We start from the raw sequence: 25,778 nt of genomic DNA, 5'->3' as shown, positions 1-25,778 counted from the left end.
GCTATTCATTCTCTTTTCAACAGGATAACATCCTGTCAAGAATAATTGGCGTCTACCTGCCCATGGGCCAGAATACGCTACCCGGAGACAAATAATGAACCTGATCGATCCTATCGTCCAATTCCAGGCCGAAATCCAGCAAATCCGGCGAGATATCCATGCCCACCCGGAACTTTGCTTTGAAGAACACCGCACATCTGAAGTTGTCGCGCAAAAGCTGGAGGCCTGGGGCATACCCATCATCCGTGGTCTGGCTGGCACAGGCATCGTCGGTGTACTCAAGAATGGCACTAGCGAACGCGCCATAGGCTTGCGTGCCGATATGGATGCCCTGCCCATGCAGGAAATCAATACCTTTGCCCATACCTCAAAACACGATGGGAAAATGCATGCCTGCGGTCATGATGGCCACACTGCCATGTTGCTGGGGGCGGCGCATTATCTGTCCAAATACAAGGAATTCGATGGCACGGTCTATCTGATCTTCCAGCCTGCCGAAGAAGGCGGTGGCGGTGCGCGCCGCATGATAGAAGAAGGCATGTTTGAGAAATACCCAATGGATGCAGTCTTTGGCATGCATAACTGGCCAGGCGCAGCAGTGGGCACTTTTGGTGTCACGCCAGGCCCCATGATGGCCTCGTCGAATGAATTTGAAGTCATTGTCAGGGGCAAAGGTGCCCATGCGGCGCAACCGCACAAGGGTATAGACCCCATCATCGTGGCGATACAGATGGCGCAGAGCTGGCAAACCATCGTCAGCCGCAATGCCAGCCCGCTGGAGTCAGCCGTCTTGTCGGTCACGCAAATCCATTCCGGCAGCGCGACGAATGTCATCCCGGATGAAGCGACGCTGATAGGCACGGTGCGCGCCTTCAGTACGGAAATGATAGATCTCATCGAAAAACGCATGCGCACCATCGCTGAACATACTGCGGCTGCTTTTGATGCCCAGGTGGATTTCCGCTTCAAGCGCAATTACCCGCCCCTGATCAATCACGCCAAAGAGACCGCCTTTGCCGCAGAAGTGATGCGCAGCGTAGTAGGCGCAGACAAGGTCGATGACCAGGTAGAACCCACCATGGGCGCTGAAGATTTTTCCTTCATGCTGCAAGCCAAACCGGGTTGCTATGTCTTTTTAGGCAATGGCGATGGTGGGCACAGGGACATGGGCCACGGCCTCGGGCCTTGCAACTTGCACAACCCCAGCTATGACTTCAATGATGATTTGCTGCCCATAGGCGCAACTTATTGGGTCAGGCTGGCAGAGGCCTACTTGAAAAAAAGCACCTGAGCTGCCATCTAGGCAGCCTGAATGACTTAAAATCACCTGAATTCACCTACTCAACCAGAATAAGCAAAGAAGACTTCTCCATGGCCGACGAAAAAGACAATAACGACGCACAACGTAGCCCTTTCCTCGAAGAAAAGGCATTTAAATCCCGTACCGTGCTGGTATTTGGTACGATTAACGATAAACTCGCTGCTGAAGTCAGCAAGCGTCTGATCGCCTTGTCGGCAGAGTCCAAAGAACCTATCACTATCCTGGTATCTTCCCCTGGTGGCCATGTGGAATCTGGCGATGTCATCCATGACATCATCAAGTTCATCGATGCGCCAGTGAATATGGTTGGCACAGGCTGGGTAGGCAGTGCTGCCGTCAATGTCTTCTTGTCGGTCCCCAAAGAACGCCGCGTATGCTTGCCAAATACCCGCTTCCTGATACACCAGCCTAGCGGTGGATTTGGTGGCCAGGCAACAGATATCGCGATCCAGGCACGTGAAATCGTCAAGATACGCGAGCGCATCGCTGCCCTGATCGCCAAAGAATCTGGCCAGACACTGGAAAAAGTGACGGCAGATATAGACCGTGATTTCTGGATGAGCGCTGTTGAAGCCAAGGAGTATGGACTGGTTTCTCGCATCATTGTTAACCAGAGCGAACTGTCCTGAGCTTGCGTTTCTACGCTGTATTTCGAGTTTAAAAAAATGCCCGTCAATAGACGGGCTTTTTTTATCAAGCTTAAAACTCTTCCCAGTCATCAGTCGCTGCGACTGGTTCTTTTCTTGTCGAGGCAGGCTTTGCAGCTTTGACAGCTGGCTTGGGCAAGTTACGCACCGCCGGTTTTGCGCCGGTATTTTTTGCTGCTACTGATCTGGCCACCGGCTCTGGTTTGCTACCGACTGTATTTGTCTGATCAAGTTTGAACACACTGACTACACGACTCAGGTTTTGTGCCTGGTCTTGCAAGGCGCCTGCTGCCGCAGCAGCCTCTTCCACCAGAGCGGCATTTTGCTGCGTCATCTGATCCATCTGGGTGACGGCAACATTAATTTGCTCTATACCCGCGCTCTGCTCCGTGCCAGCAGCCGTGATTTCGCTAATGATGTCGCTGACCCTTCTGACACTTTCGACGACTTCTTTCATGGTCTCACCAGCCTGGTCAACCAGACGTGTACCCTGCCCTACCTTGTCGACAGAATCATTGATCAACTCCTTGATTTCCTTGGCAGCGCCGGCTGACCGCTGGGCCAGGTTGCGAACTTCTGACGCCACCACGGCAAAGCCGCGCCCCTGCTCACCGGCACGAGCTGCCTCTACCGCCGCATTCAAAGCCAGGATATTGGTCTGAAAGGCAATGCCATCAATAACAGCAATGATATCAACGATTTTTTTGGAAGATTCGTTGATAGAACCCATGGTATCAACCACTTGCGACACCACATCGCCCCCTTTTTGCGCTACGGCAGAGGCAGAATGCGACAGTTGATTGGCCTGGCGTGCATTGTCACTATTGTGTTTGATGGTGGAAGTAATTTCTTCCATGGAAGAAGCGGTTTCTTCCAGCGAGCTGGCCTGGTTTTCGGTGCGGTTGGATAAGTCCATATTGCCTTCGGCAATTTCTTTTGTTGCAGCGGCGATTTCATCCGTACCCTGGCGCACTTCAGTCACCACTTGCAACAGGCTCTGGTTCATTTCCTTCAATGCCTGTAACAGCAAGCCGGTCTCGTCACTGGTACTCGATTGGATATTGCTGGTCAGGTCGCCAGATGCTACCGTTTGTGCAACCTTCAGTGCGTCTTGCAAAGGGCGTGAGACAATGCGGGCGATGACATAAGCCAATAACATACCAAGCAAGATACTGGCGACCAAAACGGCAATAATCAAAGTGCGCGAAGCTAGATAAGCCTCCGTACCCTTCTTGTAGGCATTGACACCACCATCCACATTGGTTTTTACCATGTTATCGACCAGTCCACGGACTTTGGTATTGATTTTGGAAGAATCGCCACGCATCAAACTCATGGCATCCTTGCTATTACCGTCGCGTGCCAGTGCCATGATCTTGTCAGAAATCTGGAGATATTCCCCCATGGATTTACTGTACTCTTCGAACTGTTTTTTCTCTTCAGAAGTAGAAACCAGGCGTGCGTATTCGGCCTCGTTTTCTTTCAACCCGGTAATCGCTTCCTTGGTGCGACCAATATATTTCTCTACCTCTTCGGCATTTTCTGCTGAGACCAGTTGAGCTTCCTGAGAACGGATGCGAGACACCCTTTCCTTGATCCCCATGGCAGCATTCACACTAGGCATCCAGTTGGTCCCCAGTTCATAGGCATTTTGATTGACCTTGGCCAACATGGCGATGGAAAACACACCTAGAAAAACCGTGAGTAACAGCAGCAAACCAAATCCGACAAACAATTTGGCTGATATCCTCAGGTTATAAAACAATTTCATGATAAGTCCTTTATTGGAAAGAACAACAGAATTGCGAGGGAGGGGGAAATAAGAAACTTACTTAGACTATATATGTAGTTTTAGATGGATTTGTTGCAGATTGCAAATTTCTCATTGGAAATTTGTAGTTATCCAGCAAAAGCCACAAAAAAAAAGAAAGCTGACTAGCAGCTTTCTCAGAAACAACGATGCATGAAAAATCAAGGCAAAACCGTGATTACCTTGACAGTTGCATCCACGGCGGAGCGTTCTATATAACCGATGCCCGTCGGATTGGCGGCGACTGCTTTCTTCACTTCAGCATAGTTATGCATTTCTTTCGGTGCAGTACCCTTGCCCGTGAAAACCAGTTTGGACCAGATAGTCTTGACCTCGGATAAGTCCTTGTCAGCCACTTTTTTATAAAACTCGGCACGGATAGGGGAGTTGTCTGGCAAATCCACAGGGGTGAACATCGCCGACTTACCGAGGAAAAACTGGGATGCCTGGGCAGCAGTCATCGCCGTTGCCGGGTTGGCTGTATTGACGATGACAACCAGTTCTGCGGCACCGGCAAACGACGCACTGGTCATGAAGCTTGCGGCCAGCATTAAGTGTGTTAAATGTTTATTCATCGCACACCTCCATCAAAATACAAAATCAACTGCTGCCGCAAACACCGTGACCGGGCCCTTGAAACCAGGTTTGGCATTAATGAATACGCCTGGCCCATTTTCTGGCGACATTCTGTCGAGTTGCAGTTTTAAAGCGGCTGATTTATGGAAGTCCCAGCGCACACCTATGCTATTGCTGGTTTGTATAGGTGAAGCCGAGGCCAGGCCATTTGCACCCAGGGTGTAAGGCAGCAGGGGACCGGCAGTTGGCAAGCCAGCAACGGTGCGTGGGCTATCCTGTGTTGCCGAAGCATGGACGAAATATGGCAGGAAGCTGCCCATGCGATAGCCAAACATGGTGTACCAGGATGTCGTGTCGGCAATCGACAGGCTGGCAGATTTGCGCTTGCCATATTCAGCCTGCACAACCATGCTCTTCCAGTCCACACCCAGACCAACAGAGGTGAAAGATGCCTTGGTATCGTTGACTGCAATTGCGTTCGCACCAGAGACAAATCCAAACTTTGACAAACCGGAAACCAGAGTGTTCAGATTGGTTGAATTATCGACTGTGACATTCGCATCGACACGGCCGAAGCGGAAAGTGAAAGGACCATTCTCGGCAACGATATTGATGCTTGAGACCTTTTTGAATTTTGCCGTAAAGTTACTGCGATTTTCTGAGTCGGTCACGCCGTAGGCAACTTGTGCCGTGATATTGGTGTCACCCAGACTGGTCTGATACAGCAAGTCTGCACCATCCAGGCTTTCCAGCGTCACCTGAGCATACATTTCTACCGGGGGACGCAACATGGTGTTGGCGTAACCGACATTGCGGTAATCAGAAATCATATAGACCGGCAAACCTATGCGGCCCACCCGTATATTCAGGCTCTCGGATACCTTGGCCTTAGCAAAGGCCCAGGCCAGTTCTGCACCAAAATTGTCCGTCACATTTTTACGCACCAGACCCTGGCCTGTGAAAGACAACCAGTCATTCATTTTTGCGGTGACTTGTAAACCGAGGTTGGAATCTACCCCGGTTTTTGCGCCACTGGTGACCCCTGCCAATTGATTGGGACGGGCAAATTCTGCATCGGAAGTATTACTGCGCGTCAGTGCAGCTGTACCAAATCCGCTAATGGTTATATTGGAAGTATCCTGGGCCCAGGCGGCCGATACTGCGGAAGTCATTGCCAATAAAGTGATAAAAGGCTTCAAATTCATGCTATCTCCTTGAAAGTTTCTTCATTGTAGGTTTTATTCATCTGACAGACTTGAACTATTTCCTGATGGAAATTTTCAAAACCATTTCACAACAACAACTTAACGACTGGCAATAGAGCACTGACTTACTTGATGTCTCGTAGGAGATGCCTGGCGGAAATAGAAATTTCAACCATTCTTTTCAAGTTAGATGATGACAAGACTTACAAAAAGTTATTTCACCATTTCTTGCACATTCCGTGGCGAAATGCCGACAGTTTCAATAAAACAAAAACAAGAAAACTGCACCTCAAATGAGCAATCTTGCCACATTGGTGCGTGCTGCGCTGGTGCAAAATTTATGTCAGCAAATATAAAAAAGCCTGAGTAAAAATACTCAGGCTTTTTAAATTTTTCTGCTTTTCTGACGAAATAGAAGCAGGCTTATTTATTCTTGCATTCCGTTTTTTTGCCTTGCGTACGACATTCCGTTATCAATTTACCGCGCTTGTTCCAGGCCTGGATTTTCCAGCTGTGCTGCTCACGTTCCATCGTCATGAAGCCAACTTCATTGGAATTGCTAAAGAAATCGAGTCTGGCTTCTGTATATGGCGTGGAATTCGCCGCGAGAGGTATCGGCAAAGGAGTATCCAGAGAAGAACCACCATTACCCGCTACAAATTGCACAGGATGATCTGTGCTAAAAGTCAAAGCCTGGAATAAATGCACATGACCTGCCAGTGTCGCTTGCACCCTGGATGGAAACAGGCGTGTGGTATTCAAAGTCTGCATGATGTCTTGCATGGCAAGATTGCCAGGGAAGATATTCAGCGGCCCATCTTTTTTACGCTCTGCGGCAAACGCCAGGATGGGGTGATGGTCAATGAAGATGTTGAAGTCTGCACTTTCTGCCAATGCATTGACGGTCTTGAACTGTTCCATATAGAGCTGGTAGGCAGCATCGGTTTTTGCCAGTGGTTTGATAGGCACTTTAGCAGAGTCAAAGATGATGAGTTGCGCCTGCTCGCTGCCCACGCGCCCTAGGGGTACGGCATAAGGATCGCTATAGTCGCCACGCATGTCATTTCCTTCATCCACACAGTCGCGCCCTCTCTTCAAAGGGCGCGGGTCCATCAGACGCCACCAGCCTTGGCCTGCACGCACACAAGTTTCATGATTGCCGCGCACAACGACCCACGGCGCAACCTTCAGCAAAGCGTGCGCTGGTGTGAAGAAATCTGCCTGCCAGGTATCCCAGCCATAACCCCATGGGCTACCTGCACATTCCTCATTACCTTCAGGGCAAGCATTTTCGCGGTAGTGATAATCTCCGACATGCACGACCAGGTCAGGCTTGAAGCGCGCTGCGGTTTCCACCATTTCACGGAAAGCCCATTTCTCACTGTCATTGCAGGACTGGAAGTAATTGTCTGCCACTTTCAAACGGCAGCCAGTGTCACCAATGACAATAATTTTTTGTGCCACTGGTTTGGGGATGGGCAAATCACGGCCAGCAATACTGGCTGTTTTGGTGCTCGCCAATAATGCCGCTTCACAAGTCAACACAGGAAAAGTGGATGGCTTGCTGTCTTCCGGTTTGCTTGCAGTTTTGCGCAAAGGCAGGGTATCCGCTGCTGCCCTGATGCTCATACTGGCAGCTTTGCCATCCTGCACCAGGGCCGGGCAAGTCGTATCTGTCGTAATGGCTCTGGCAATGGCTTGCCCGTTTTCACCAATGACGACCCAGGCAGTCTGCATTTTACTGTCTTGCCCGGTTTGTATAGGGACGCTGCTGCAGGCAGCCAGCAAGCTGCCGATTGCCAAGGCACCTATCAGGCGCAGCTTAGCTGTCGAGTAAAAATTCATGCTCTTCTCCTTTTGTTTATTTCACCCCTACTGCCTCGTATGCCAGTCGCTTGAAGTCAAAAGAAAACGGATGCCAGAAGCTCATGAGTCTTTGCGTCATCAATATCCCGGCGATATTGTGGCGTGGTGATATCCACCAATGCGTGCCTGCGATACCACCCCACTCAAATTCACCAACAGACGCTGGTGGATCTATCGATGACGGTTTTAGTGTTACCGCACCACCCAGGCCAAAACCCTTGCCAGGCACATCACCAACGCCAGGAAATGCAATGCCAGTACCAGGGGGCAAGTGGTTTTGCATCATGAGTTTGATCGTTTCCGGCTTGAGCAAGGTATCGCCATCTGGCATGAAGCTGCGCATCAGTGCCAGCATGTCCTGCATGCTCGATACCAGGCCACCACCGCCAGACAGGCGGGCAACTGACGTGGTGAATGCGCCAGGGTAAGGAGATTTGTCGAGCTTGCGCAAGCCACGCTGCAAGATGTTTTGTGGATCAGTACCAGCATAGTAAGAAGCCAGCCTGCCCAGTTTATGCGCAGGCACGACAAAGCTGGTGTCATGCATGGCCAGGGGATTGAGGATGCGCAACTGCAAAAAACGGTCAAAACTCATGCCGCTGACAACTTCTACCAGCCGCGCCAGTACATCGGTGGCAATCGAATATTCCCAGGCTTCGCCGGGATGAAAACTCAGCGGCAATTCTGCCAGCACATCCATCATGTCGTTCAGACTGGTAAAGGCATTCATGACCCGTTTTTCATTGTAGGCCTTGTACATGACCGTGCCATGATCGAGCAAGCCATAACTCAAACCGGCAGTATGAGTAAGCAGATGCCTGATGGTGATCTTGCTGCGCGCTGGCTCGGTATCACTGATATTGGTCGCACCAGGTTTGAGCACCTGCATATGCACCAGTTGCGGCAGGAATTCTTCAGCTGGCTGATCAAGTTCCAGCTTGCCGTCTTCCATCAGCAACAAGACTGCCACCGAAGTAATCAGCTTGGTATTCGAAAACACGCGAAACAGATGATCATCGCGCATCGGCGTCTGGCTCTCGCGGTCGGCCCAGCCAGTGCAATGCTGGTGCACCAGTTCGCGCCCGACCAGCACGGCGGTCGAGACACCGGACAGGATCTGCCTGTCCACATATTTTTGCATGGCTGCGTTAACTGCGCTGAAATCGTAAGTCATTTGCTAAATGTTGAAAGCGACAAAGCACATATCTTACCTTCAGCTAAGCATATACTGCCAGCTAAAGAACACCGTCAGCCCGACGATGATGGTTGCCAGTTGATGCCTGCTCACCGCACACAGCAAGGCTGCTACAGTCGCCGCTACCAGTTGCGGATTGCGCCAGGTCAGTTCCAACTCCTTGCCATGAGGCGACAAGATCATGGGCACGATGATGGCTGTCAGGACAGTCACCGGCACAAACTCCAGTGCCTTTTTGAGGTTACCGGAAAATGCTACGCGGTCACCGAGGATGAAGATCAAGGCCTTGACCAGAAAGGTGATGACTGCCATGCCAAGGATGGTCAAAGTAATATTCATGCCTGCTCCGCGGTGATTTGTTCTTGCTTATTATCTTGCCTGGTGAAGCGCGACACCAGCATGCCCGTCGCCACCCCAAAAGCAATCGCCACCAGCAAGCCCAGTTTGTAAGGCAAATGTTGCAAAGCATAAGCTGTGCTTCCAGCAACGATGGCGGCCAGCAAATGTGGACGTTTGAACAATTGCGGCACAACTATCGCAATAAAAGTTGCCACCATGGCAAAGTCCAGACCCAGGGTCTGTAATTGCGGGAATATCGCCCCAAACATCAGGCCTATCAGCGTCCAAGTTTGCCAGTTGACGTACATGGACAAGCCAGAGCCCAGGAAATACCAATGCCCCAAGGCATCCTGAGGATGCTGTCGGTAATAGCGATCAACCACGGCAAAAGTTTCATCCGTCAGCAAAAAGCCCAGTCCCCAGCGCCAGCGCCTCGGTAAATGACGCACATGTGGCATCAGAGCAGCCGCATACAGCATATGTCGCAAATTAACGATAAAAGTCGCCAGCCATATCACCAGCATGCCAGTATGACTGGCGATGAGACCCGTGGCGATGAACTGGCTAGAGCCTGCAAACACCGCCAGCGACATCAATTGCCCTTGCCAGGCTTGCATTTGTGCTGTGGCGACCAGGGTCCCAAAGATCATGCCGAAAGGGGCTGCACCAATAAGCATGGGGACGGTGTCGCGGACGCCAGCGGTGAAGTGGTTTAATCGGGTAGGGGTAGCGGTAGGCATGTGCTGATTCCATATTGCGGATGGCGATTGAATGGGATCTTGCCTGTAAATTGGGGAAAGGGCTTGTACGTTCTTGCGGTTTGGGGGCGTTATTTGAAATAAAAAATTTACTTATGTACCTTACCTTGCTGAAAGTAAACTAAATGACTCTACATGCTAGTTACGTCATTCCAGCGTGATTTTGGCTGGAATCCATGGGCGTTCCTAGCATGCCGTGCAATACATTAAACTCAGAATCGTAGATTTACGAGCTAGATTTCTAGATATCTCCACACGTTATTCACGATTGCAGGCCGGGGGTAGCCCGGTGGCTACTCACTTTTCTTGTCTCGCCAAGAAAAGTAAGTCAAAGAAGGCGACCGAGGCGTCGCTGCCCCCTAAAGGGGGCCCCTTTGCTGCAAGTCAAAAAATGGGAAATGCCCGAAACTCGCTTCGCTCAAACAACGGTCATTTCTTAATCCATTTTCTGTCTCGCAGCAAAGGCATCGACACATCGGAACTACAAACATCAAAAGCAACAACAACCCCAACGTCAACACAACCTATGTGTCAAATAGCTGTAGGTAAAGTAAATCTATCATTGGCCTTAATAATTTCAAACCCGCCATCTGCCCGGTGCTACCCCAAACGCCCTTTTAAAATGCCGCGTGAAATGACTCTGGTCCGCAAACCCTATCATGGTCGCAATCTCAGTCACCGACAGATTCTGCCGCAGCAAACTCTGCGCGCGGTTCAGTCTCAGCTGATTACGCCAGGCATGCGGTGGCATGCCAGTAGTGCGGGAAAACAAACGGGCGGCGTAGAAGCTGGACAGGCCAACCTCTTGTGCCAGCTCGGTCAGGCTGATGGATGTGCTGAGGTCGTCGCTGAGTCTGGACTTCATCATCTCTACCCTGACGGCATCGGGCAAAATAGTCTGAATGGTCGGGCGGGTGCGGGCGTAGCGGGACAGCATGAGGGCAAAGCCTGCGGTCAGGGCGTTTTCTGCTGCCAGGGGATCACTACCTGCTTCCAGCAAACGATGGGCATATGCCAGTTGGGTGGAGACCTCGGCATCTTCAATGACTCCATCCGGCAACCAGGGAACACCAACAGCGCTTCCCGCCATGTCGCTGGCGAGTTGCTGCATCCAGTCTACGGACGGGTAAAACGCGCGGTAGGCCCAGCCATGTTCGGTTGCCCTTTCGCCGGTATGCACTTCGCCGGGATTGATGGCTGCGATGCAGCCAACCGTGGCCAGGCAGCGGGTGCCGCGATAGCGGTAAGTTTGTGCGCCAGACTGTATGACGGGGATGGAAAAGCTTTCATGCCAGTGCGGAGCAAATTCCTGGGCAAAGTATTCAGCGGTCAGCAACTCAGCATCCGGCAGCAGCGGGCTGCGCCAGAAACGGGCATCGTCACGGAAAGTGGCTGGTTTGTCCATGCGCTAGAAAATACGGCAAATCCTTTGATTATTAAGGATTATTCTATACCCAAGCGAGAACATTGACGCGCGTCAGCACCATTTCTGCTTATATGTGATACATTTTGCATCCCATTTTTATGTAACATTTGCTAATTCGTATTTAGACCCGCCCTATGAAAAAACTATCCCTCCTATTCATTGCCTGCCTTACTGCCTGTGGCGGAGGTTCCTCTACTCCTAACACCACGACAACCCCAACTGTCTCCGAACTTGAAGGAACATGGGTCTACTCCACGGGGAGCCATACCACTGGAACTGCCTGCGGTTTAGACATCCATGGCGCGTATGAGACACGTACCACTTTTACTTTCTCAGGCAACGCTATCACCGGCAAGAAGGAAGTTTGCGCCATCCTTACCGGTAACACTGGAGGCTTCATCCAAAATGATAGCCTGACGGGAATTTTCAAAACGGGCGACATTTATTTGACTTCTGGCACTGAATCCTACAAAACACTGGATATCACTTCGAACGGTACTACTCAATACACCGGCTATGCTTTGTTGGGAACCAAGTTTAAATTGCCTTTACCCAACCCTGCGACTGGCGCAGATGGCAGCACGCCTGCCAAGCGGATAAATACAGCCGCGTCTGTATATACACCGGGAGCAGGATTGGTAGACCAACCAGTTTTTGTCAAGCAATAAAGCAAGAGTAACCGTCTGACTGAATCGAATACTTGATAGAGGTTAAATGCAGAGTGCAGCTACTATTAAGCTTTCACGCCCTATTTTCTACACCATCCAGTTAGCTGCATAGAAGAAGAACATCACCATGGATGTTTCTCTTCTCTTCCTCCTCCCTATAAAGCCTGCTACTCAAGCTAAGTTTGCTTCACTTGCCTTGAGGGCTAGGCGCCAAATAGCGCATCCACAAAATTTTGTGCGCAGGCAATGTTGTTGATGCTGGAAAACAACGTATAGCCATCAGATGAAAAATTTAAACGATTTCTTCCAATTTGATTTCAGGCAAACAAATTCCACCTTGTACCAAATGACAGATAGATTTTGAAAATGTGCGCGACAGCCACTTATAATGTCAGGCAAATGTCCAACATGTCCTGAACGTGATGTGAACAGACGGACTTACTCCCTACTCTAGAATTTCAAACACCAGATGGAAAGGTCAACGTGACTTCTGCTGCTTCACCCATATTGCCCAGGCTGGAACTGACCGACATCTGTAAACGCTATCCGGCCGTTATTGCCAATGATGGTGTCAGGTTACAGGTTGCGCCGGGCGAAATTCATGCGGTGCTGGGTGAGAATGGTGCAGGCAAATCGACGCTGATGAAGATCATCTTTGGTGCCGTCAAGCCTGATTCAGGCACGGTGCGCTGGAATGGACAGGAAGTCAAAGTGGCGACACCGCAAGATGCGCGCAAACTGGGCATTGCCATGGTGTTCCAGCATTTTTCACTCTTCGATACGTTGACAGTGGCTGAGAACATCGCCCTGGGCCTGGACCAGAATGTGAATATGCTGGAGCTGGCCGAGCAAATCGCCAGGACCGGTGAAAACTATGGCCTGGAACTGGAACCGCACCGCCACGTACACACCTTGTCAGTCGGAGAAAGACAGCGTGTGGAAATCGTGCGCGCCCTGCTGACCAAACCGCAATTGCTGATACTCGATGAACCAACATCGGTACTGACGCCGCAAGCGGTACAAAAACTGTTTGTCACCTTGCGCAAGATTGCATCCGAGGGCTGCAGCATCCTGTATATCAGCCACAAGCTAGATGAAATCCGTGAGCTTTGCCACAGCGCCACCGTCATGCGTGCCGGCAAGGTCACCGGGCATTGCGACCCGGCGCAAGAAACTGCTGCCAGCCTGTCGCGCATGATGATAGGTGAAGACTTGCCGCCATCTGCCCATACTGAGCCAGTGACCCTGGGTGAATCGCGTTTGCGCATACATCAATTAAGCCTGCCCAAGGCGCATGCCTTTGCCACGGCCCTCGAAGACATACAACTGGAATTATTTGGCGGCGAAATTGTAGGCATTGCAGGTGTGTCTGGTAATGGCCAGCAAGAATTACTGGCTGCACTTTCTGGTGAAGACAGGCGCGCTGCGCCGCAAATGATAGAACTGAAAGGCAAACCAGTTGGCAACCGTGGCCCTGAGAGCAGGCGTAAACTGGGGCAAAGTCTGGTGCCGGAAGAGCGCTTGGGCCGTGGCGCAGTACCCGAAATGAGCCTGACAGCCAATATGCTATTGTCGCACCAGCATGCGCCCTTCGTCACTAAGGGCATGATCAATTTTCGCCATACGATACAGGCAGCGGCCGATATTATCGCCCGCTTCCGCGTCAAGGCGGGCGGGCCTGCGGCACTGGCGCGTAGCCTGTCGGGTGGTAATCTGCAAAAATTTATTGTTGGCCGTGAAATCACACGCCAGCCCGATGTCTTCATCGTCGCCCAGCCAACCTGGGGCGTGGATGTGGGTGCGGCAGCGCAAATCCATGATGAGATACGCAAGCTCAAGCAAGCTGGTTGCGCGGTGCTGGTGATTTCTGAAGAACTTGATGAATTGTTTGAATTATGTGACCGCATGCATGTCATCGCAAAAGGCCGTTTGTCGCCATCGATAGCAACAGCCAGCGCGACCAGGGAAAAGATAGGATTGTGGATGAGTGGTTTGTGGGAAGAATGGACAACGGCAGAAACTGTGTCCCTCGGTAAAACCGGTAGCAGCGGCAGCCGCAAAAAGAAACCATACAGCAACGAGCGGGGTGAGCATGCTTAAGCTGGAATTGCGTGCCGCCAGCTCGCGCAGCATGGCTTATCTTTCTCCTGTACTGGCTTTGTTGCTGACGATCTTTTTCGGTGCCCTGCTGTTCATGGCACTGGGTAAAAATCCTTTGACTGGCTTGCAGGTATTTTTGATAGAACCGATACGCAGCAAGGCAGCCATCGCTGAACTGCTACTGAAGACGACGCCACTGGTCTTGTGCGCACTAGGGCTGTCGGTCTGTTACCGTGCCAATGTCTGGAACATTGGTGCTGAGGGGCAGTTGATCGCCGGTGGCCTGGCCGCTGGCAGCACTATACTATTTTTTGACACAGGCACACCAGGTTTGTCGGGCGGCATGGTTTTGTTGCTGGCAAGCTGCGCTGGTGTAGTCGGCGGTGCTTTGTGGGCATCCATCACAGCCTTGTTGCGTGACCGCTTTAATGCCAATGAAATTTTGGTATCGCTAATGCTGACTTATATCGCGCAATTGCTACTGATGTACGCCGTCAATGGCCCGCTGAAAGACCCACATGGCATGAACTTTCCACAGTCCAAAGTATTTTCCAGCGATTATCTGCTGCCGCACCTGTTCTCGGGCAGCCGCTTGCATATAGGCTTTATTGTGATGCTGGTTGCCAGTGGCTTGATGGCGATATTTGTCTACCGCAGCTTTGCTGGTTATAGATTGACCGTGGGTGGTCTGGCACCGTTGGCAGCACGTTATGCAGGCTTCTCCAGTCGCCGTGCCTTGTGGACATCCTTGCTGATATCCGGTGGTTTCGCTGGCATGGCGGGCGCATTTGAAGTGGCCGGGCCCATAGGCCAGGTCTTGCCTTCGATCTCGCCTGGCTATGGTTTTGCTGCCATCATCGTCGCCTTTATAGGTCGCTTGAATCCCATAGGCACCATCTTTGGTGGCCTGGTGCTGTCGCTGTTTTACCTTGGTGGCGAGATGGCGCAATCGCGCCTGGGCCTGCCTTCTGCCATCACTGGCCTGTTCCAAGGCATGCTGCTGTTTTTGCTGCTTGCATGCGATACCCTGATTAATTACCGCCTGCGTTGGCAGAAATAAGCGACCATGGAAAATTTTGCTGCACTTATCGCCGCCTCCATCAATTCCGGTACACCGCTATTGATCGCCGCTTTGGGTCTGTTGATCAATGAGCGTGCAGGCGTGCTCAATCTTGGTGCCGAAGGCATGATGCTGGTGGCGGCCATCACCGGTTTTGCGGTCGCCCACCAGACCCATATGCCCTGGCTGGGTTTTGTTGCTGGCGCTATTGCTGGCATGCTGATGGCGACTTTGTTTGCCTGGCTGGCACTGGTGCTGGTGACCAACCAGGTGGCAACTGGTCTGGCGCTGTCCATCTTTGGGGCAGGCCTGTCGGCCTTCATAGGGCAGTCTTTTGTCGGTCAGTCCCTGCCTGCAGGGCCACATGGCATCCCGTTTTTATCGGACATCCCCTTCCTCGGCAAGGCCTTGTTTGACCAGCATCTGGCAGTGTATTTTGGTCTTTTGCTGTGTGGCGGCATCATCTGGTTCTTGTACCGCAGCCGTGCTGGCCTGGTCTTGCGGGCAGTAGGTGAATCGCCAGAATCTGCGCATGCCCTGGGTTACCCTGTGCGCAAGATACGTTATCTGGCCCTGCTGTTCAGCGGTGCCTGCTGCGGTATCGCTGGGGCTTACCTGTCAGTCGTGTATACACCGATGTGGGTAGAAGGCCTGGTTGCAGGGCGCGGCTGGATTGCACTCGCACTGACCACCTTCGCCACCTGGCGTCCGGCACGGGTCTTGCTGGGTGCTTTACTGTTTGGCAGCGTGACGATATTGCAGTTCCATTTCCAGGCGATAGGCATTGCCATACCCTCGGAAATTTTATCCATGCTGCCCTATCTGGCGACGATTATCGTGCTGGTACTGATCTCGCGTAACCCTGACTGGATACGTCTGAACATGCCTGCTTCCCTGGGCAAGCCTTTCCGTCCGGGGTCAGCTTGAATCTCTATTAATGTAATTTGCTGTGCGTTTTTTGAATAAAACTGAAAATCAAACCAAGGAAGCTATCCATGAAAATCTCTCGCAGAAAAACCCTGGCAGCCGCGCTGTCCCTGGCTATCGTCGGTCTTGCTGGCTGTGGCCAGAAGGAAGCAAGCAAATCCGCCAGCGCAGCAGCGTCTGCACCAGCCAGCACCGCTGCCGCACCTGCTGCGGCAGAACCTCTGAAAGTCGCTTTTGTATATGTAGGCCCGGTCGGTGATGCAGGCTGGACTTATGCCCATGATGTTGGCCGCAAGGCAGTAGAAGCCAAATTTGGAGACAAGGTCAAAACCAGCTTCGTTGAAAACGTACCAGAAAGCGCTGCTGATGCAGAACGCGTGATCCGCGACCTGGCTAACCAGGGCAATAAGGTGATTTTCGGCACCACCTTCGGTTACATGGAAGCCATGCTGAAAGTCGCCAAGGATTTTCCTGATGTGAAGTTTGAACATGCCACCGGTTATAAAACTGCTGAGAATCTAGCGCAATACGATGTGCGCACTTATGAAGGCGCTTACCTCGCCGGTATCGCCGCAGGCAAGATGAGCAAGTCTGGCAAGCTGGGTGTGGTTGCCTCTCTTCCTATTCCTGAAGTGCTGCGCAATATCAACTCCTTCACGCTGGGCGCTCGCTCTGTGAACCCCAAGGCCACCACCAAGGTAGTCTGGGTCAACAAATGGTTTGACCCTGGCAAGGAACGCGAAGCCGCCACTACCCTGATTGGCCAGGGCGTGGATGTGCTCATGCAAAACACTGATTCTGCCGCAGTCGTGCAAACTGCAGAAGAAAAAGGCGTGTATGCTTTTGGCTGGGACAGCGACATGAGCAAGTTCGGCGCCAAAGCCCACCTCGCCGCATCCGTCATAGACTGGGGCGTGTACTACACCAAGCGCGTGGATGAAGTGCTCAACAAAACATGGAAATCAGAGACCACCTGGTGGGGCCTGAAGGAAAACATGATAGACCTCAAAGCCTTCAACACCAGCCTGTCAGACGAAGTCAAAAAACTCATCGCCGACAAACGCCAGGGCGTCATCGATGGCACAGGCCCGATCTGGAAAGGCCCGATCAAGGATAATATCGGCAAGGAAGTGCTGGGCAAGGATGCAGTGGCGGATGACAAGTTCCTGCATGACATCAAGTTTTATGTCGAGGGTGTGGAAGGCAAAGTGCCGGGTTGATGTAGGAGCATCGTTCCCTTTCAAGACGAAGAGATGAACTGTAGGTTGGGCTAAGTCTTATCAGCCCAACATTCGGCGTTTAAATAAGATATACGTTTGCTGAGCCCCAATGTTGGGCTGATAAGGCGAAGCCTAACGAGGCCCGGCTCAAGCTACATCTATATTTTTACACCATCACCTTAGCCGAAGCCTCGGCCACTATCCTTCTCAACCACTGCACCTCTGCCGCCGCATGTGCGCGTTCATGCCAGAGCATGAAGAACTTCATCTTGGGTACGGTGACCGGCATGGGCAGGACTTCTATCGGCCAGTCTTTGGCGCATTGCACGGCAAAGCTGCGGCTGGTGGTGAAGATGAGGTCGGTGCGTGAGAGTACATAGGGCACCATGCCGAAATAAGGGATGGTCATCTGTATCTTGCGTTTCAAGCCCTGCTCTGCCAGCGCTGTGTCGATGATGCTGCGGTGGCCCATCATGTAGGGCGTGGGGGCCAGATGTGCCATTTCCAGATAATATTTGATCGACAAACCTTTGCTGACGACTGGGTGTTTGCGGTTGACCATGCACACCACTTCATCTTCAAACAATTGCGCCAGATGCAGGTGGGGTGGCAAGTCTGGCCAGTTGCCGATAACGCAGTCAAGCTCGCCACTTTCCAGGCCAGCGGCATAATCAAAACCGGCATTCAGGGCATGTACGGTCAGGCCAGCATTGGGGGCTTGTTCACGCAGTTTTTCTATGATCAGGGGGATCAGCAAGGCACTCAGGTAATCCGGTGCACCGAGGTGAAAGATGCGTTGGGTTGAGGCGGGCATGAAAGCTGGAGCCGGGCTGGCGATGCTTTCCAGTACATTCAGGCCCTGGCGTGCCAGCAACAAGAGTTCTTCACCGCGCTCTGTCGCTGTCATGCCGTTTTTGCCGCGTACCAAAATGGCGTCGCCTGTGATTTCACGCAGTCGCTTGAGCATATTGCTGATGGCAGGTTGCGACTGTCCCAGCTTCATGGCGGTGCGGGTCACACTGCGCTCGGTCAGCAGGGTATGCAGGACGCGCAAGAGATTGGTATCGAGCTGATCCATCAAACGCTGCTGGCTCATGCTGCTACCTCTGGCAGGGGCAATACATCACCGTCGACAAATACCAGCATCTGGCCAGATGCACACTGGGTCCAGCTTTCATTGGTGGTCAGTGGTTCGGTGACGATGATGGCGACCTTGTCGGCAGGCGTGGTCACTTGAGAAAAATCCACGGCCATATCTTCATCCGTCAATGCTGCTGTGCTGAAAGGATGCTGGCGCACGATGTAGTAAAGCTTGGTGGAACAATGGGTGAACAGGGCTTCGCCATTAGACAGCATCATATTGAAAGTGCCATAACTGGCGATCTCTGCGGTGATCTCGCGCATGAACTGAGCCAGTTGCTGCACCGATGGCAATTGCTCGCCAAAATGGCGGCGCATGCGCTGCAGCAAATAGCAGAATGCCCTTTCGCTATCGGTATTGCCGACAGGCTGGAAGCTGCCATCCAGCACAGGCGCGAATTCCTTCAAATCGCCATTATGGGCAAATACCCAGTAACGGCCCCAGCATTCACGCACGAAGGGGTGACAGTTTTCCAGGCTGACCTGGCCTTGGGTAGCCTTGCGTATATGGGCAATAACATTCTTGGATTTGATGGGGTAACGCTTGATGAGCTCGGCCACCGGCGATTCCACCGCCGACTGGTGATCGACAAACAGGCGTACGCCGCTTCCTTCAAAGAAAGCGATGCCCCAGCCGTCCTTGTGCTCGTCCGTCAAACCGCCGCGTGTTGCAAACCCGGTAAAACTGAAAACGATATCAGTCGGGGTATTGCAGTTCATTCCTAGTAATTGACACATGATGCATATAGTGAAAACAGTTTGCACATACCTTACCATAGGCAAACCTGCTTATTATTCCCATCTATATAAGATTTTGAAGTTTGCTTATGTTATTTACGGCCAGCTTTGATGGCAAAACAACGGCCAGCAGCATAAGCAGGGAATGCCCGTCTGAAAAAATGTCCCTTTAAAGATGCCATCGGTAAATGTTTTACATTTTGACCGTAGACTAAGCGTATATTGAGGCAGATAATCTGAACGTGGCCTGAAATCAGGCTGATAAAGGAATAATCATGCAAAATTTCAGCACCGATGCCTTATTGCTGGCAGTACCTGAATTAAAGGATGTTGCGCCCAAACACTACCCGGACCTGGTGTTACTGGCAGCGCAGAAAACATTCAAGACACGCAAGCCATTCTGGCGTGAATTCATGACGGCTTTGACAATATTCGCAGCAATTTATCTGTCCAACCGCATAGCGGCACCAGACTCGATATGGATTAGCTGCGTGCTGACTGTCGGGCTGGCTCTTGTTTCCATGTTTACAATAGACTTGGTGTACTTCCGCAAGTTAAAGCCAGCAATCATTGATAGGCTTGCCAAGATCAAATCTGGTACAAAAGAGTAAACGCAGAGTAAGCGCAGCCCAGATCTTAAGCCTCAAGCCTCGGACCTGAGGTTTCAGGTTTTTAAGGCAAACACTTTTTGAAATTCACGTTTGCCCTTGCTGGTCAGAGCCAGCGCCCGGCTATCAAGGTCACGCTCCAGCCAGGCGTGGTTTAGCAGCAAATTCAATAAAGCGGCACCCAATGCGCCACCCAGATGCGGTGTGCGCTCACTCCAGTCCAGGCATGAGCAGGCGAAACGCCGTCTGGCCTTGCGGGTAGTGGCGATATCCAGACCCAATTCTTCCAAGCCTTTGCTGCCTGTGCTTGTCAATTCATAGGCGGTTTCTTCACCATCCACAGGTCTGATCCAGGCATGCTGCATCAGGTAATCATGTACACCCACTGCCACCTCACCCGCCATGTGGTCATAACAGGTACGCGCCTTGCGCAGGCGGTCTGGCGTGTTGGGCACAAAGCGTGATTTGGGCAAACCTGCGATCAGCAGCAGGGATTCCAGTGCAATCGCGACTTCATTGCTTGCTAACTGGTAGTAGCGATGCTTGCCCTGCGCCACCACGTTCACCAGATGCTGCTCAAGCAATTTGCTCAAATGCACACTGGCCGTGGAAGGACTGACCTCAGCCACGACAGCCAGCTCAGTACTGGTGCGGGCGCGCCCGTCCATCAGGCTGCACAGCATACGGGAGCGCGCAGGCTCGGCAATGGCACCAGCCAACTTGGCTAATTGGGTATCGGCGTATTCTATATTGGTGGGATTGTCTGCATTCATAGTTTGATGGTAAGCGAATTGTTCAATGCAAACAAGCCCTATACTGCATTTCATTACTTACCCAACGGCCATGCCATGACACATCCAATCACCATCCTGAATGCCGCTTGCCACCCAGACCCTTATCCGTATTACGCCAGCCTGCGCGAAGGGCCCACGCTGGTTTTCGATGCAGAACTCAAATGCTGGATAGCCAGCCGTGCCGTCGTCGTGCAACAAGTGCTGGAATCACCTGCTTGCGCCGTCAGGCCAGTTGCCGAACCCGTGCCGCGCAATATTGCGGGTGGCACGGCAGGGGAAGTATTTTCAAACCTGATACGCATGAATGAAGGCCAGGCACATGCACTACCCAAGCAAGTCATACAAAGCTCATTACGCAAGCTGGACTTGTCTGGCATCTCTGCATATACGCAGCAGCATGCCGCTCAACTTGCAAGGAAATATGATGTCACTACAGGGAACGGGCTGACACAATATTTGTTAGCTTTGCCTGTTCATGTCATGGGCAGCATATTGGGATTTGAAGAAGAAACCTTGCCTGACCTGGCAAACTGGATGGCAGATTTCGTACGCTGTCTGTCCCCCTTGAGCACAGCAGAACAAATTGATGCGGCACATGTGGCTGCTCAGGCTTTGCAAGACAATTTCCGCCAACTGCTGCAAGACAGCCAGGCAAAACCGCAAGGATTTTTGGCAGGTCTGCAAAACGAAGCTGAACTATGTGGCTGGCAGCATGCTGATGGCACCTTGTCCAACCTCATAGGCTTGCTGTCGCAGACTTATGAAGCCACTGCTGGCCTGGCAGGCAATGGCCTCGTTGCCTTGCAAGCACACCCCGTCTTGCTGCAAGACTTGCGTGCAGACACTTCTGCCCTTGCACAAAAATTAAGCCAGTTCGTAGCCGAAGTGGCGCGTTACGATGCATCAGTACAAAACACCAGGCGCTTCGTTAACCAGGCTTGCGAAATCGCTGGCCAGTCCCTGCAAGCGGGCGATGTCATCGTGGTCTTGCTAGCTGCTGCCAATCGTGATGCTGCGGCCAATGCTGACCCGGACATGCTGCAACTGAACAGGGCAGACAGAAAAGTATTCACCTTTGGCCATGGTCGCCACGCCTGCCCGGGCCAAGACATTGCAGAGCGCATCACAGCCACTTGCCTGTCTCATTTGCTGAGCACAGCTGCATTTGATTTTGCTGCACTACGCTGGACTTACAGAGCTTCGCTGAATGGCCGCATCCCGGTATTTACTCACAACATCTAAAACAAGGAGAACACATGATAGCCGTGATTTTTGAAGTCATACCACATGCAGAAAACAAACAGGAATACCTGGATATCGCAGCAGGGCTTGCACCTTTGCTCCGGGAGATGGATGGTTTTATTTCCATAGAGCGTTTCCAGAGCCTGATTGACCCCGGTAAGATTTTGTCCCTGTCATTCTGGCGTGATGAAGCAGCAGTCGCCAACTGGCGCAATACCGAAGAGCACAGGGCGGCGCAATCAGAAGGACGCGGCCACGTGTTCGCAGCTTACCGTTTACGTATTGCATCGGTAGTGCGTGACTATGGTTTGCTGGAGCGTGAACAGGCACCGGCAGATAGTCGCCATGTACATGGCTAACGCATAAGTGCACCCCAAACTTATGGCGCAACATCCCGCCTAACCAAAGGCAGTTTTCATATCCAGAGAGAATATCAACATGTCTGAACTACAGCTCTACCTGAATAGACATTTCCTGAACAGAGCACAATTCGCAGCAGCCTGCGCAATTTCTGAAGCAGAATTGAATGACTTGTTAGCAGCACAAATATTGCCCGGTCCTTCTTATGTAGTCTCAGAAAATGCCACCATCAACTCTGCTGTATTTGGTGAGTCAGATGTCAACGATACTGTTGCTGGAGAATATTTCCGTGGCTGTCATACCGTCTGGTGCGAAAGAGCAAAACAGCTGGTGGCTGAGCACGGAGAAACAGCGGCACCAGAACTGATGAAGCAGGAATTCATGCGTGACTATATCGCTGCGCTGACAGAAATGAATACCAGTGTATGGCATCTGCGAGACTGCTTTGAAGCGGATGGCACGGTCAACATAGCCGGGCTGGCGGAAAATGCAGAACTCCACTGGAAGCATTTACTGCTTGGCACCTTTGGCATATGTACGGCCAATCCAGTTTCTGCCGCTGAAATTGCATGCAAAGGCGTTTTACAAGAAAAGCTTAGCCACCTGACAGCCAATGGCAGCAAGACTGATTTCAGTGCGGCTGAAGCGAGGGGAATTCTGCCCGTAGTCGATGCCTTTGCAAACGCCGCCATGTGGTTTTCACCGGCAGAATATGCACGCTCCAGTCGCAAACGCCTCGTCGATGATCTGCGACCGCGCTTACAGGCAGCCATGACTATGTAAGTGCTGCACATGCCCTCAGGGTAGTTTTCTTCAATACAGGTCAAGTGTGGTCACGTATAAATCTGTCTATCGACTCACTTATACGGACCACGTTTATGCTCAATCTCTATCTCTCCATGGCCGCATTTGCGCTGGCCTCATCCATTTCACCTGGTCCTGTAAATATCGTTGCATTACGGTCGGGCACACAGTATGGCTTCCGTGCCAGCCTTGCCCATGTCAGCGGCGCGACCATAGGTTTTACGATCTTGCTATTTCTGACGGGCCTGTGTCTGCATGAGCTGTTAGCCATCATGCCTGCGCTGGCGCAAATCATAAAATGGGCAGGCGTCGCTTTCCTGCTGTTCCTGGCTTACAAGCTGGCTGTTGATAATGGGAAATTGGAAGTGGATGAACATGGCAAGGGACCGTCAGCCTGGTATGGCGCGCTCATGCAATGGCTGAATCCCAAAGCATGGCTGGCATCTATCGCAGGCATGGGCGCTTATGCAGCGAATGGTGACACCAGCATGGTGTGGCACTTCACCATCATCTACTTCTTCATCTGCTATGCATCGATAGCCGCCTGGGCTTATGCGGGCACGGCCTTGCGCCAGCTTTTCAAAAAGCCAGCGCTGATGCGTGCCTTTAACCGCAGCCTGGCTGTGATGTTATTGATCAGTGCCGTGTATTTGGTGCTGAGTTGATCCAAATTTTCAAGCCTGGTATTGTCCCGGCGTCGCCGCCAGCAGGCGTTTGAAAACACGCTGGAAATGCGCCTGATCCGCAAAGCCTGCTTCCAATGCAGCATCGGCAATGGTCGCACCTTGCCGCAATTTCTCTTGCGCATATTGCACACGGCGATTAATCAGGTAGGCATGCGGCGTCATGTCATATTGCTTCCTGAAAGCGCGGAATAAATAAGAAGTGGACAAGCCTGCGTGGGCAGAAATATCATCCAGACTCAGGTCTTGCGTGCAATGTTCATGGATAAAATCAGCGGCCAGTTTGAGCCTGGCATTTTCCAGTTGCAGTTCTGCCGGAGCAGATTGCAGGTGCTTGTGCACCTCAGAAAAATACTGGATCACATTACCCTGTTTGCTAAGCAGTTCAGCTTCGCTATCTATCAGGGTTTGATATAAATCGAGCAGGCCTTCATACAGGAAAATATTGCCCGACACCGCACTGGTATAAGCCTGAAATTCCGGTTTTCTTACTTGCCCCAGTTCAGTCTGCAAAGCTGCCAGCCAGTTGGCATCAACGTACAACATGCAAAAAGCCCAGGGCAAATCATCGACGGGTTTACAGATATGCACCTGTCCCGGATTGATGATCACCAGCTCACCTGCATGCGCAAGATGCTGCACACCCGCCATAAAGAAATTGCTTGCGCCAGCAATAATCGCGCCTATGCAGAAAGTCGCATGTGCATGTCTGTCATAACTGTCTGAACGGCCTTCAGGCAGATAGCGTGCCTCGATAAACGGTAATCTGTCGTCGCGCCAGAAGCGCGGGACGGTATCTATCAGAGTCTTGAGTTGCGCCATGTTTGATGCCGCTGCCTATTTTCCGATACAGAAACGCGAGAAAATCACACCCAGCAAATCGTCGGAAGTAAATTCACCAGTGATGCTGTTCAGGCGATCTTGTGTCAGGCGCAGTTCTTCGGCAAACAAATCCAGCGACTGATCATTTTGCGCTGCGTATTCCGCTGCGTTTTGCAGATGCTCATGCGCGTGTTTCAGGGCGATAAGGTGGCGTTCGCGGGCAAGGTAGAGTGATTCACCGGTTTGCTCCCAGCCAGCAATGCGCAGCAATTCCTTGCGCAGCAAATCTATACCTATGTGTTCATGGGCAGACAGATAAATATGTGTGGCATCTGACATTTCATCGACGCTGGCATGATGGCCGGACAAGTCTATCTTGTTCCAGATGCGTATCACCGGCACACCTTCAGGGAAGCGGGCGACGATGGCATCATCAGCGCGGGTAGGGCCGCGGCTGGCGTCAAGCAGATGCAGGATGACATCCGCCTTTTCTACTTCTGCCCAGGTGCGTTCTATGCCTATGCGCTCTACCGTATCGATGGCATTGGCGACCTGGCCTGCTTCAGGTTCATCATGCTCGTGGCGTATGCCTGCGGTGTCGATGATATTCAGCGGTATGCCTTCTATATGAATAGTCTCGGTCACCTTGTCGCGGGTAGTACCGGCGATGGGGGTAACGATAGCGACATCATCGCCAGCCAATACATTGAGCAAAGAAGATTTACCGACATTCGGCTGGCCGGCCAGCACCACGTTCAAACCGGCGCGCAACAAAGCGCCTTGAGCAGCTTGCTCAAACACTTTTTGCAAGGCCGTTTGTATAGTGGCCAACTGGCCGCGGGCATTGGATTTTTCCAGGAAGTCGATTTCTTCTTCCGGGAAATCCAGCGTCGCTTCTACCAGCATGCGCAAATGCACGACTTTTTCTACCAGTGCATGGATGACTTTGGAAAAAGCACCGGACAGGGATTGCGATGCAGACTTGGCTGCCGCCTCGGTCGATGCCTCGATCAAATCAGATACCGCTTCTGCCTGCGCCAGGTCCAGCTTGTCATTCAGGAAGGCACGTTGAGTGAATTCACCCGGCTCGGCCAGACGCAGACCCGCATCCTTGCCTGCTTCCAGGCAGCGTGACAGCAGCATTTGCATGACCACCGGGCCACCGTGACCTTGCAGCTCCAGCACATCTTCGCCGGTATAAGAATGCGGTGCCTTGAAATATATCGCGATGCCCTGGTCAATGACCGTGCCATCTGCCTGGGTAAATGGCAAATAACTGGCATGACGCGGCTTGAATTGTGTATTGCCAAACAGGGCCGCGACGACAGGGGCAAGGTCTTTGCCGGAAATGCGCACTACACCGATACCACCGCGCCCGGGGGCAGTAGCAATGGCAGCGATGGGAATGGGTTCGTAGATCATGTTGAAATTCTATCTGTGCTTGCACATGATGAGTGCAAATTAGTCAG

At 51.9% G+C, this 25,778-nt stretch carries 25 protein-coding genes; 12 read left to right on the top strand and 13 right to left on the bottom strand.

Annotated elements, in window-relative coordinates:
• Positions 1 to 94 precede the first annotated feature (94 nt).
• Entirely contained in the window at positions 95 to 1,291 is a 1,197-nt protein-coding gene (locus H8L47_RS11930) for a M20 aminoacylase family protein (RefSeq protein ID WP_186953818.1), read from the top strand.
• Between the two features lie 80 nt (positions 1,292 to 1,371).
• On the top strand, positions 1,372 to 1,950 hold the full coding sequence (locus H8L47_RS11925) for an ATP-dependent Clp protease proteolytic subunit (RefSeq protein WP_186953817.1): 579 nt from the start codon (positions 1,372 to 1,374) through the stop codon (positions 1,948 to 1,950).
• 70 nt (positions 1,951 to 2,020) lie between these two features.
• Here H8L47_RS11925 and H8L47_RS11920 read toward each other — a convergent pair whose 3' ends face one another.
• The 8 genes from H8L47_RS11920 to H8L47_RS11885 all read right to left on the bottom strand — a co-directional run bounded on the left by H8L47_RS11920 (position 2,021) and on the right by H8L47_RS11885 (position 11,122).
• On the bottom strand, positions 2,021 to 3,739 hold the full coding sequence (locus H8L47_RS11920; RefSeq protein WP_186953816.1) for a methyl-accepting chemotaxis protein: 1,719 nt from the start codon (positions 3,737 to 3,739) through the stop codon (positions 2,021 to 2,023).
• A gap of 200 nt (positions 3,740 to 3,939) precedes the next feature.
• Positions 3,940 to 4,353 (bottom strand): type 2 periplasmic-binding domain-containing protein, encoded by a 414-nt coding sequence (locus tag H8L47_RS11915; protein WP_230413703.1) that lies wholly within the window; start codon positions 4,351 to 4,353, stop codon positions 3,940 to 3,942.
• 12 nt (positions 4,354 to 4,365) lie between these two features.
• Complete coding sequence (locus H8L47_RS11910; RefSeq protein WP_186953815.1) at positions 4,366 to 5,559, bottom strand: hypothetical protein; 1,194 nt, start codon at positions 5,557 to 5,559, stop codon at positions 4,366 to 4,368.
• Between the two features lie 423 nt (positions 5,560 to 5,982).
• On the bottom strand, positions 5,983 to 7,404 hold the full coding sequence (locus H8L47_RS11905) for a metallophosphoesterase family protein (protein ID WP_186953814.1): 1,422 nt from the start codon (positions 7,402 to 7,404) through the stop codon (positions 5,983 to 5,985).
• Between the two features lie 16 nt (positions 7,405 to 7,420).
• Positions 7,421 to 8,599, bottom strand: coding sequence for a serine hydrolase domain-containing protein (locus H8L47_RS11900; RefSeq protein WP_222616510.1), 1,179 nt, complete (start codon positions 8,597 to 8,599; stop codon positions 7,421 to 7,423).
• 39 nt (positions 8,600 to 8,638) lie between these two features.
• Entirely contained in the window at positions 8,639 to 8,959 is a 321-nt protein-coding gene (locus H8L47_RS11895) for an AzlD domain-containing protein (RefSeq protein WP_186953813.1), read from the bottom strand.
• Entirely contained in the window at positions 8,956 to 9,699 is a 744-nt protein-coding gene (locus H8L47_RS11890) for an AzlC family ABC transporter permease (RefSeq protein ID WP_186953812.1), read from the bottom strand. Before H8L47_RS11890 ends, H8L47_RS11895 begins: the two co-directional genes overlap by 4 nt.
• Before the next feature lie 595 nt (positions 9,700 to 10,294).
• The gene (locus H8L47_RS11885; protein WP_186953811.1) at positions 10,295 to 11,122 is read right to left on the bottom strand and encodes an AraC family transcriptional regulator; all 828 of its coding nucleotides are present in this window, start codon (positions 11,120 to 11,122) and stop codon (positions 10,295 to 10,297) included.
• 155 nt (positions 11,123 to 11,277) lie between these two features.
• On the opposite strand from H8L47_RS11885, the gene H8L47_RS11880 reads away from it, so the two are divergent.
• The 5 genes from H8L47_RS11880 to H8L47_RS11860 all read left to right on the top strand — a co-directional run bounded on the left by H8L47_RS11880 (position 11,278) and on the right by H8L47_RS11860 (position 17,118).
• Positions 11,278 to 11,811, top strand: coding sequence for a hypothetical protein (locus H8L47_RS11880; protein ID WP_186953810.1), 534 nt, complete (start codon positions 11,278 to 11,280; stop codon positions 11,809 to 11,811).
• Between the two features lie 483 nt (positions 11,812 to 12,294).
• On the top strand, positions 12,295 to 13,911 hold the full coding sequence (locus H8L47_RS11875; protein WP_329605447.1) for an ABC transporter ATP-binding protein: 1,617 nt from the start codon (positions 12,295 to 12,297) through the stop codon (positions 13,909 to 13,911).
• A complete protein-coding gene (locus H8L47_RS11870) occupies positions 13,904 to 14,971 on the top strand; it encodes an ABC transporter permease (RefSeq protein WP_186953809.1) in 1,068 nt (355 codons plus the stop codon). The genes H8L47_RS11875 and H8L47_RS11870 overlap by 8 nt, the downstream gene beginning before the upstream one ends.
• Positions 14,972 to 14,977: 6 nt before the next feature.
• Complete coding sequence (locus H8L47_RS11865; RefSeq protein WP_186953808.1) at positions 14,978 to 15,898, top strand: ABC transporter permease; 921 nt, start codon at positions 14,978 to 14,980, stop codon at positions 15,896 to 15,898.
• Between the two features lie 68 nt (positions 15,899 to 15,966).
• Complete coding sequence (locus H8L47_RS11860) at positions 15,967 to 17,118, top strand: BMP family ABC transporter substrate-binding protein (RefSeq protein WP_186953807.1); 1,152 nt, start codon at positions 15,967 to 15,969, stop codon at positions 17,116 to 17,118.
• Positions 17,119 to 17,284: 166 nt separating this feature from the next.
• Here H8L47_RS11860 and H8L47_RS11855 read toward each other — a convergent pair whose 3' ends face one another.
• Entirely contained in the window at positions 17,285 to 18,214 is a 930-nt protein-coding gene (locus H8L47_RS11855) for a LysR family transcriptional regulator (protein WP_230413702.1), read from the bottom strand.
• Positions 18,211 to 18,996: a class II glutamine amidotransferase gene (locus H8L47_RS11850; protein ID WP_186953806.1), complete on the bottom strand. Its 786-nt coding sequence runs from the start codon at positions 18,994 to 18,996 to the stop codon at positions 18,211 to 18,213. The genes H8L47_RS11855 and H8L47_RS11850 overlap by 4 nt, the downstream gene beginning before the upstream one ends.
• Before the next feature lie 275 nt (positions 18,997 to 19,271).
• Here H8L47_RS11850 and H8L47_RS11845 point away from each other — a divergent pair, with 275 nt between their 5' ends.
• The gene (locus tag H8L47_RS11845; RefSeq protein ID WP_186953805.1) at positions 19,272 to 19,607 is read left to right on the top strand and encodes a hypothetical protein; all 336 of its coding nucleotides are present in this window, start codon (positions 19,272 to 19,274) and stop codon (positions 19,605 to 19,607) included.
• Between the two features lie 53 nt (positions 19,608 to 19,660).
• Here H8L47_RS11845 and H8L47_RS11840 read toward each other — a convergent pair whose 3' ends face one another.
• Positions 19,661 to 20,377, bottom strand: coding sequence for an ArsR/SmtB family transcription factor (locus tag H8L47_RS11840; RefSeq protein WP_186953804.1), 717 nt, complete (start codon positions 20,375 to 20,377; stop codon positions 19,661 to 19,663).
• A 75-nt stretch (positions 20,378 to 20,452) separates the two neighbouring features.
• Here H8L47_RS11840 and H8L47_RS11835 point away from each other — a divergent pair, with 75 nt between their 5' ends.
• From H8L47_RS11835 to H8L47_RS11820, 4 genes are all read left to right on the top strand, one after another.
• Entirely contained in the window at positions 20,453 to 21,640 is a 1,188-nt protein-coding gene (locus H8L47_RS11835) for a cytochrome P450 (protein WP_186953803.1), read from the top strand.
• Positions 21,641 to 21,654: 14 nt separating this feature from the next.
• A complete protein-coding gene (locus H8L47_RS11830; protein ID WP_186953802.1) occupies positions 21,655 to 21,999 on the top strand; it encodes an antibiotic biosynthesis monooxygenase family protein in 345 nt (114 codons plus the stop codon).
• Positions 22,000 to 22,078: 79 nt separating this feature from the next.
• On the top strand, positions 22,079 to 22,783 hold the full coding sequence (locus H8L47_RS11825) for a DUF6058 family natural product biosynthesis protein (protein ID WP_186953801.1): 705 nt from the start codon (positions 22,079 to 22,081) through the stop codon (positions 22,781 to 22,783).
• A 95-nt stretch (positions 22,784 to 22,878) separates the two neighbouring features.
• Positions 22,879 to 23,469, top strand: a complete 591-nt coding sequence (locus H8L47_RS11820) for a LysE family translocator (protein ID WP_186953800.1) — start codon at positions 22,879 to 22,881, stop codon at positions 23,467 to 23,469.
• Positions 23,470 to 23,478: 9 nt separating this feature from the next.
• On the opposite strand, the gene H8L47_RS11815 is transcribed toward H8L47_RS11820, so the two are convergent.
• Together H8L47_RS11815 and mnmE are read right to left on the bottom strand one after the other, a co-directional pair.
• Positions 23,479 to 24,309: a helix-turn-helix transcriptional regulator gene (locus H8L47_RS11815; protein ID WP_186953799.1), complete on the bottom strand. Its 831-nt coding sequence runs from the start codon at positions 24,307 to 24,309 to the stop codon at positions 23,479 to 23,481.
• A 15-nt stretch (positions 24,310 to 24,324) separates the two neighbouring features.
• Positions 24,325 to 25,731 carry a tRNA uridine-5-carboxymethylaminomethyl(34) synthesis GTPase MnmE gene (gene mnmE / locus H8L47_RS11810; protein ID WP_186953798.1) on the bottom strand — a complete coding sequence of 469 codons (1,407 nt, stop codon included), beginning with the start codon at positions 25,729 to 25,731 and terminating at the stop codon, positions 24,325 to 24,327.
• Positions 25,732 to 25,778 lie beyond the last annotated feature (47 nt).

Source organism: Undibacterium umbellatum (genome assembly GCF_014284125.1).
Taxonomy (GTDB): Bacteria; Pseudomonadota; Gammaproteobacteria; order Burkholderiales; family Burkholderiaceae_D; genus Undibacterium; species Undibacterium umbellatum.
The sequence above is the reverse complement of the archived record's forward strand: the minus strand, read 5'-3'. Positions and strand labels throughout refer to the sequence as shown.

Bases quoted from the DNA above. Each gene is read 5' to 3' on its own strand.
- mnmE (WP_186953798.1), bottom strand. From the start codon at position 25,731: ATGATCTACGAACCCATTCCCATCGCTGCCATTGCTACTGCCCCCGGG.
- H8L47_RS11820 (WP_186953800.1), top strand. From the start codon at position 22,879: ATGCTCAATCTCTATCTCTCCATGGCCGCATTTGCGCTGGCCTCATCC.
- H8L47_RS11890 (WP_186953812.1), bottom strand. From the start codon at position 9,699: ATGCCTACCGCTACCCCTACCCGATTAAACCACTTCACCGCTGGCGTC.
- H8L47_RS11845 (WP_186953805.1), top strand. From the start codon at position 19,272: ATGCAAAATTTCAGCACCGATGCCTTATTGCTGGCAGTACCTGAATTA.
- H8L47_RS11885 (WP_186953811.1), bottom strand. From the start codon at position 11,122: ATGGACAAACCAGCCACTTTCCGTGACGATGCCCGTTTCTGGCGCAGC.
- H8L47_RS11880 (WP_186953810.1), top strand. From the start codon at position 11,278: ATGAAAAAACTATCCCTCCTATTCATTGCCTGCCTTACTGCCTGTGGC.
- H8L47_RS11900 (WP_222616510.1), bottom strand. From the start codon at position 8,599: ATGACTTACGATTTCAGCGCAGTTAACGCAGCCATGCAAAAATATGTG.
- H8L47_RS11870 (WP_186953809.1), top strand. From the start codon at position 13,904: ATGCTTAAGCTGGAATTGCGTGCCGCCAGCTCGCGCAGCATGGCTTAT.
- H8L47_RS11905 (WP_186953814.1), bottom strand. From the start codon at position 7,404: ATGAATTTTTACTCGACAGCTAAGCTGCGCCTGATAGGTGCCTTGGCA.
- H8L47_RS11920 (WP_186953816.1), bottom strand. From the start codon at position 3,739: ATGAAATTGTTTTATAACCTGAGGATATCAGCCAAATTGTTTGTCGGA.
- H8L47_RS11815 (WP_186953799.1), bottom strand. From the start codon at position 24,309: ATGGCGCAACTCAAGACTCTGATAGATACCGTCCCGCGCTTCTGGCGC.
- H8L47_RS11825 (WP_186953801.1), top strand. From the start codon at position 22,079: ATGTCTGAACTACAGCTCTACCTGAATAGACATTTCCTGAACAGAGCA.
- H8L47_RS11865 (WP_186953808.1), top strand. From the start codon at position 14,978: ATGGAAAATTTTGCTGCACTTATCGCCGCCTCCATCAATTCCGGTACA.
- H8L47_RS11855 (WP_230413702.1), bottom strand. From the start codon at position 18,214: ATGAGCCAGCAGCGTTTGATGGATCAGCTCGATACCAATCTCTTGCGC.
- H8L47_RS11850 (WP_186953806.1), bottom strand. From the start codon at position 18,996: ATGTGTCAATTACTAGGAATGAACTGCAATACCCCGACTGATATCGTT.
- H8L47_RS11835 (WP_186953803.1), top strand. From the start codon at position 20,453: ATGACACATCCAATCACCATCCTGAATGCCGCTTGCCACCCAGACCCT.
- H8L47_RS11925 (WP_186953817.1), top strand. From the start codon at position 1,372: ATGGCCGACGAAAAAGACAATAACGACGCACAACGTAGCCCTTTCCTC.
- H8L47_RS11840 (WP_186953804.1), bottom strand. From the start codon at position 20,377: ATGAATGCAGACAATCCCACCAATATAGAATACGCCGATACCCAATTA.
- H8L47_RS11915 (WP_230413703.1), bottom strand. From the start codon at position 4,353: ATGAATAAACATTTAACACACTTAATGCTGGCCGCAAGCTTCATGACC.
- H8L47_RS11830 (WP_186953802.1), top strand. From the start codon at position 21,655: ATGATAGCCGTGATTTTTGAAGTCATACCACATGCAGAAAACAAACAG.
- H8L47_RS11930 (WP_186953818.1), top strand. From the start codon at position 95: ATGAACCTGATCGATCCTATCGTCCAATTCCAGGCCGAAATCCAGCAA.
- H8L47_RS11910 (WP_186953815.1), bottom strand. From the start codon at position 5,559: ATGAATTTGAAGCCTTTTATCACTTTATTGGCAATGACTTCCGCAGTA.
- H8L47_RS11895 (WP_186953813.1), bottom strand. From the start codon at position 8,959: ATGAATATTACTTTGACCATCCTTGGCATGGCAGTCATCACCTTTCTG.
- H8L47_RS11860 (WP_186953807.1), top strand. From the start codon at position 15,967: ATGAAAATCTCTCGCAGAAAAACCCTGGCAGCCGCGCTGTCCCTGGCT.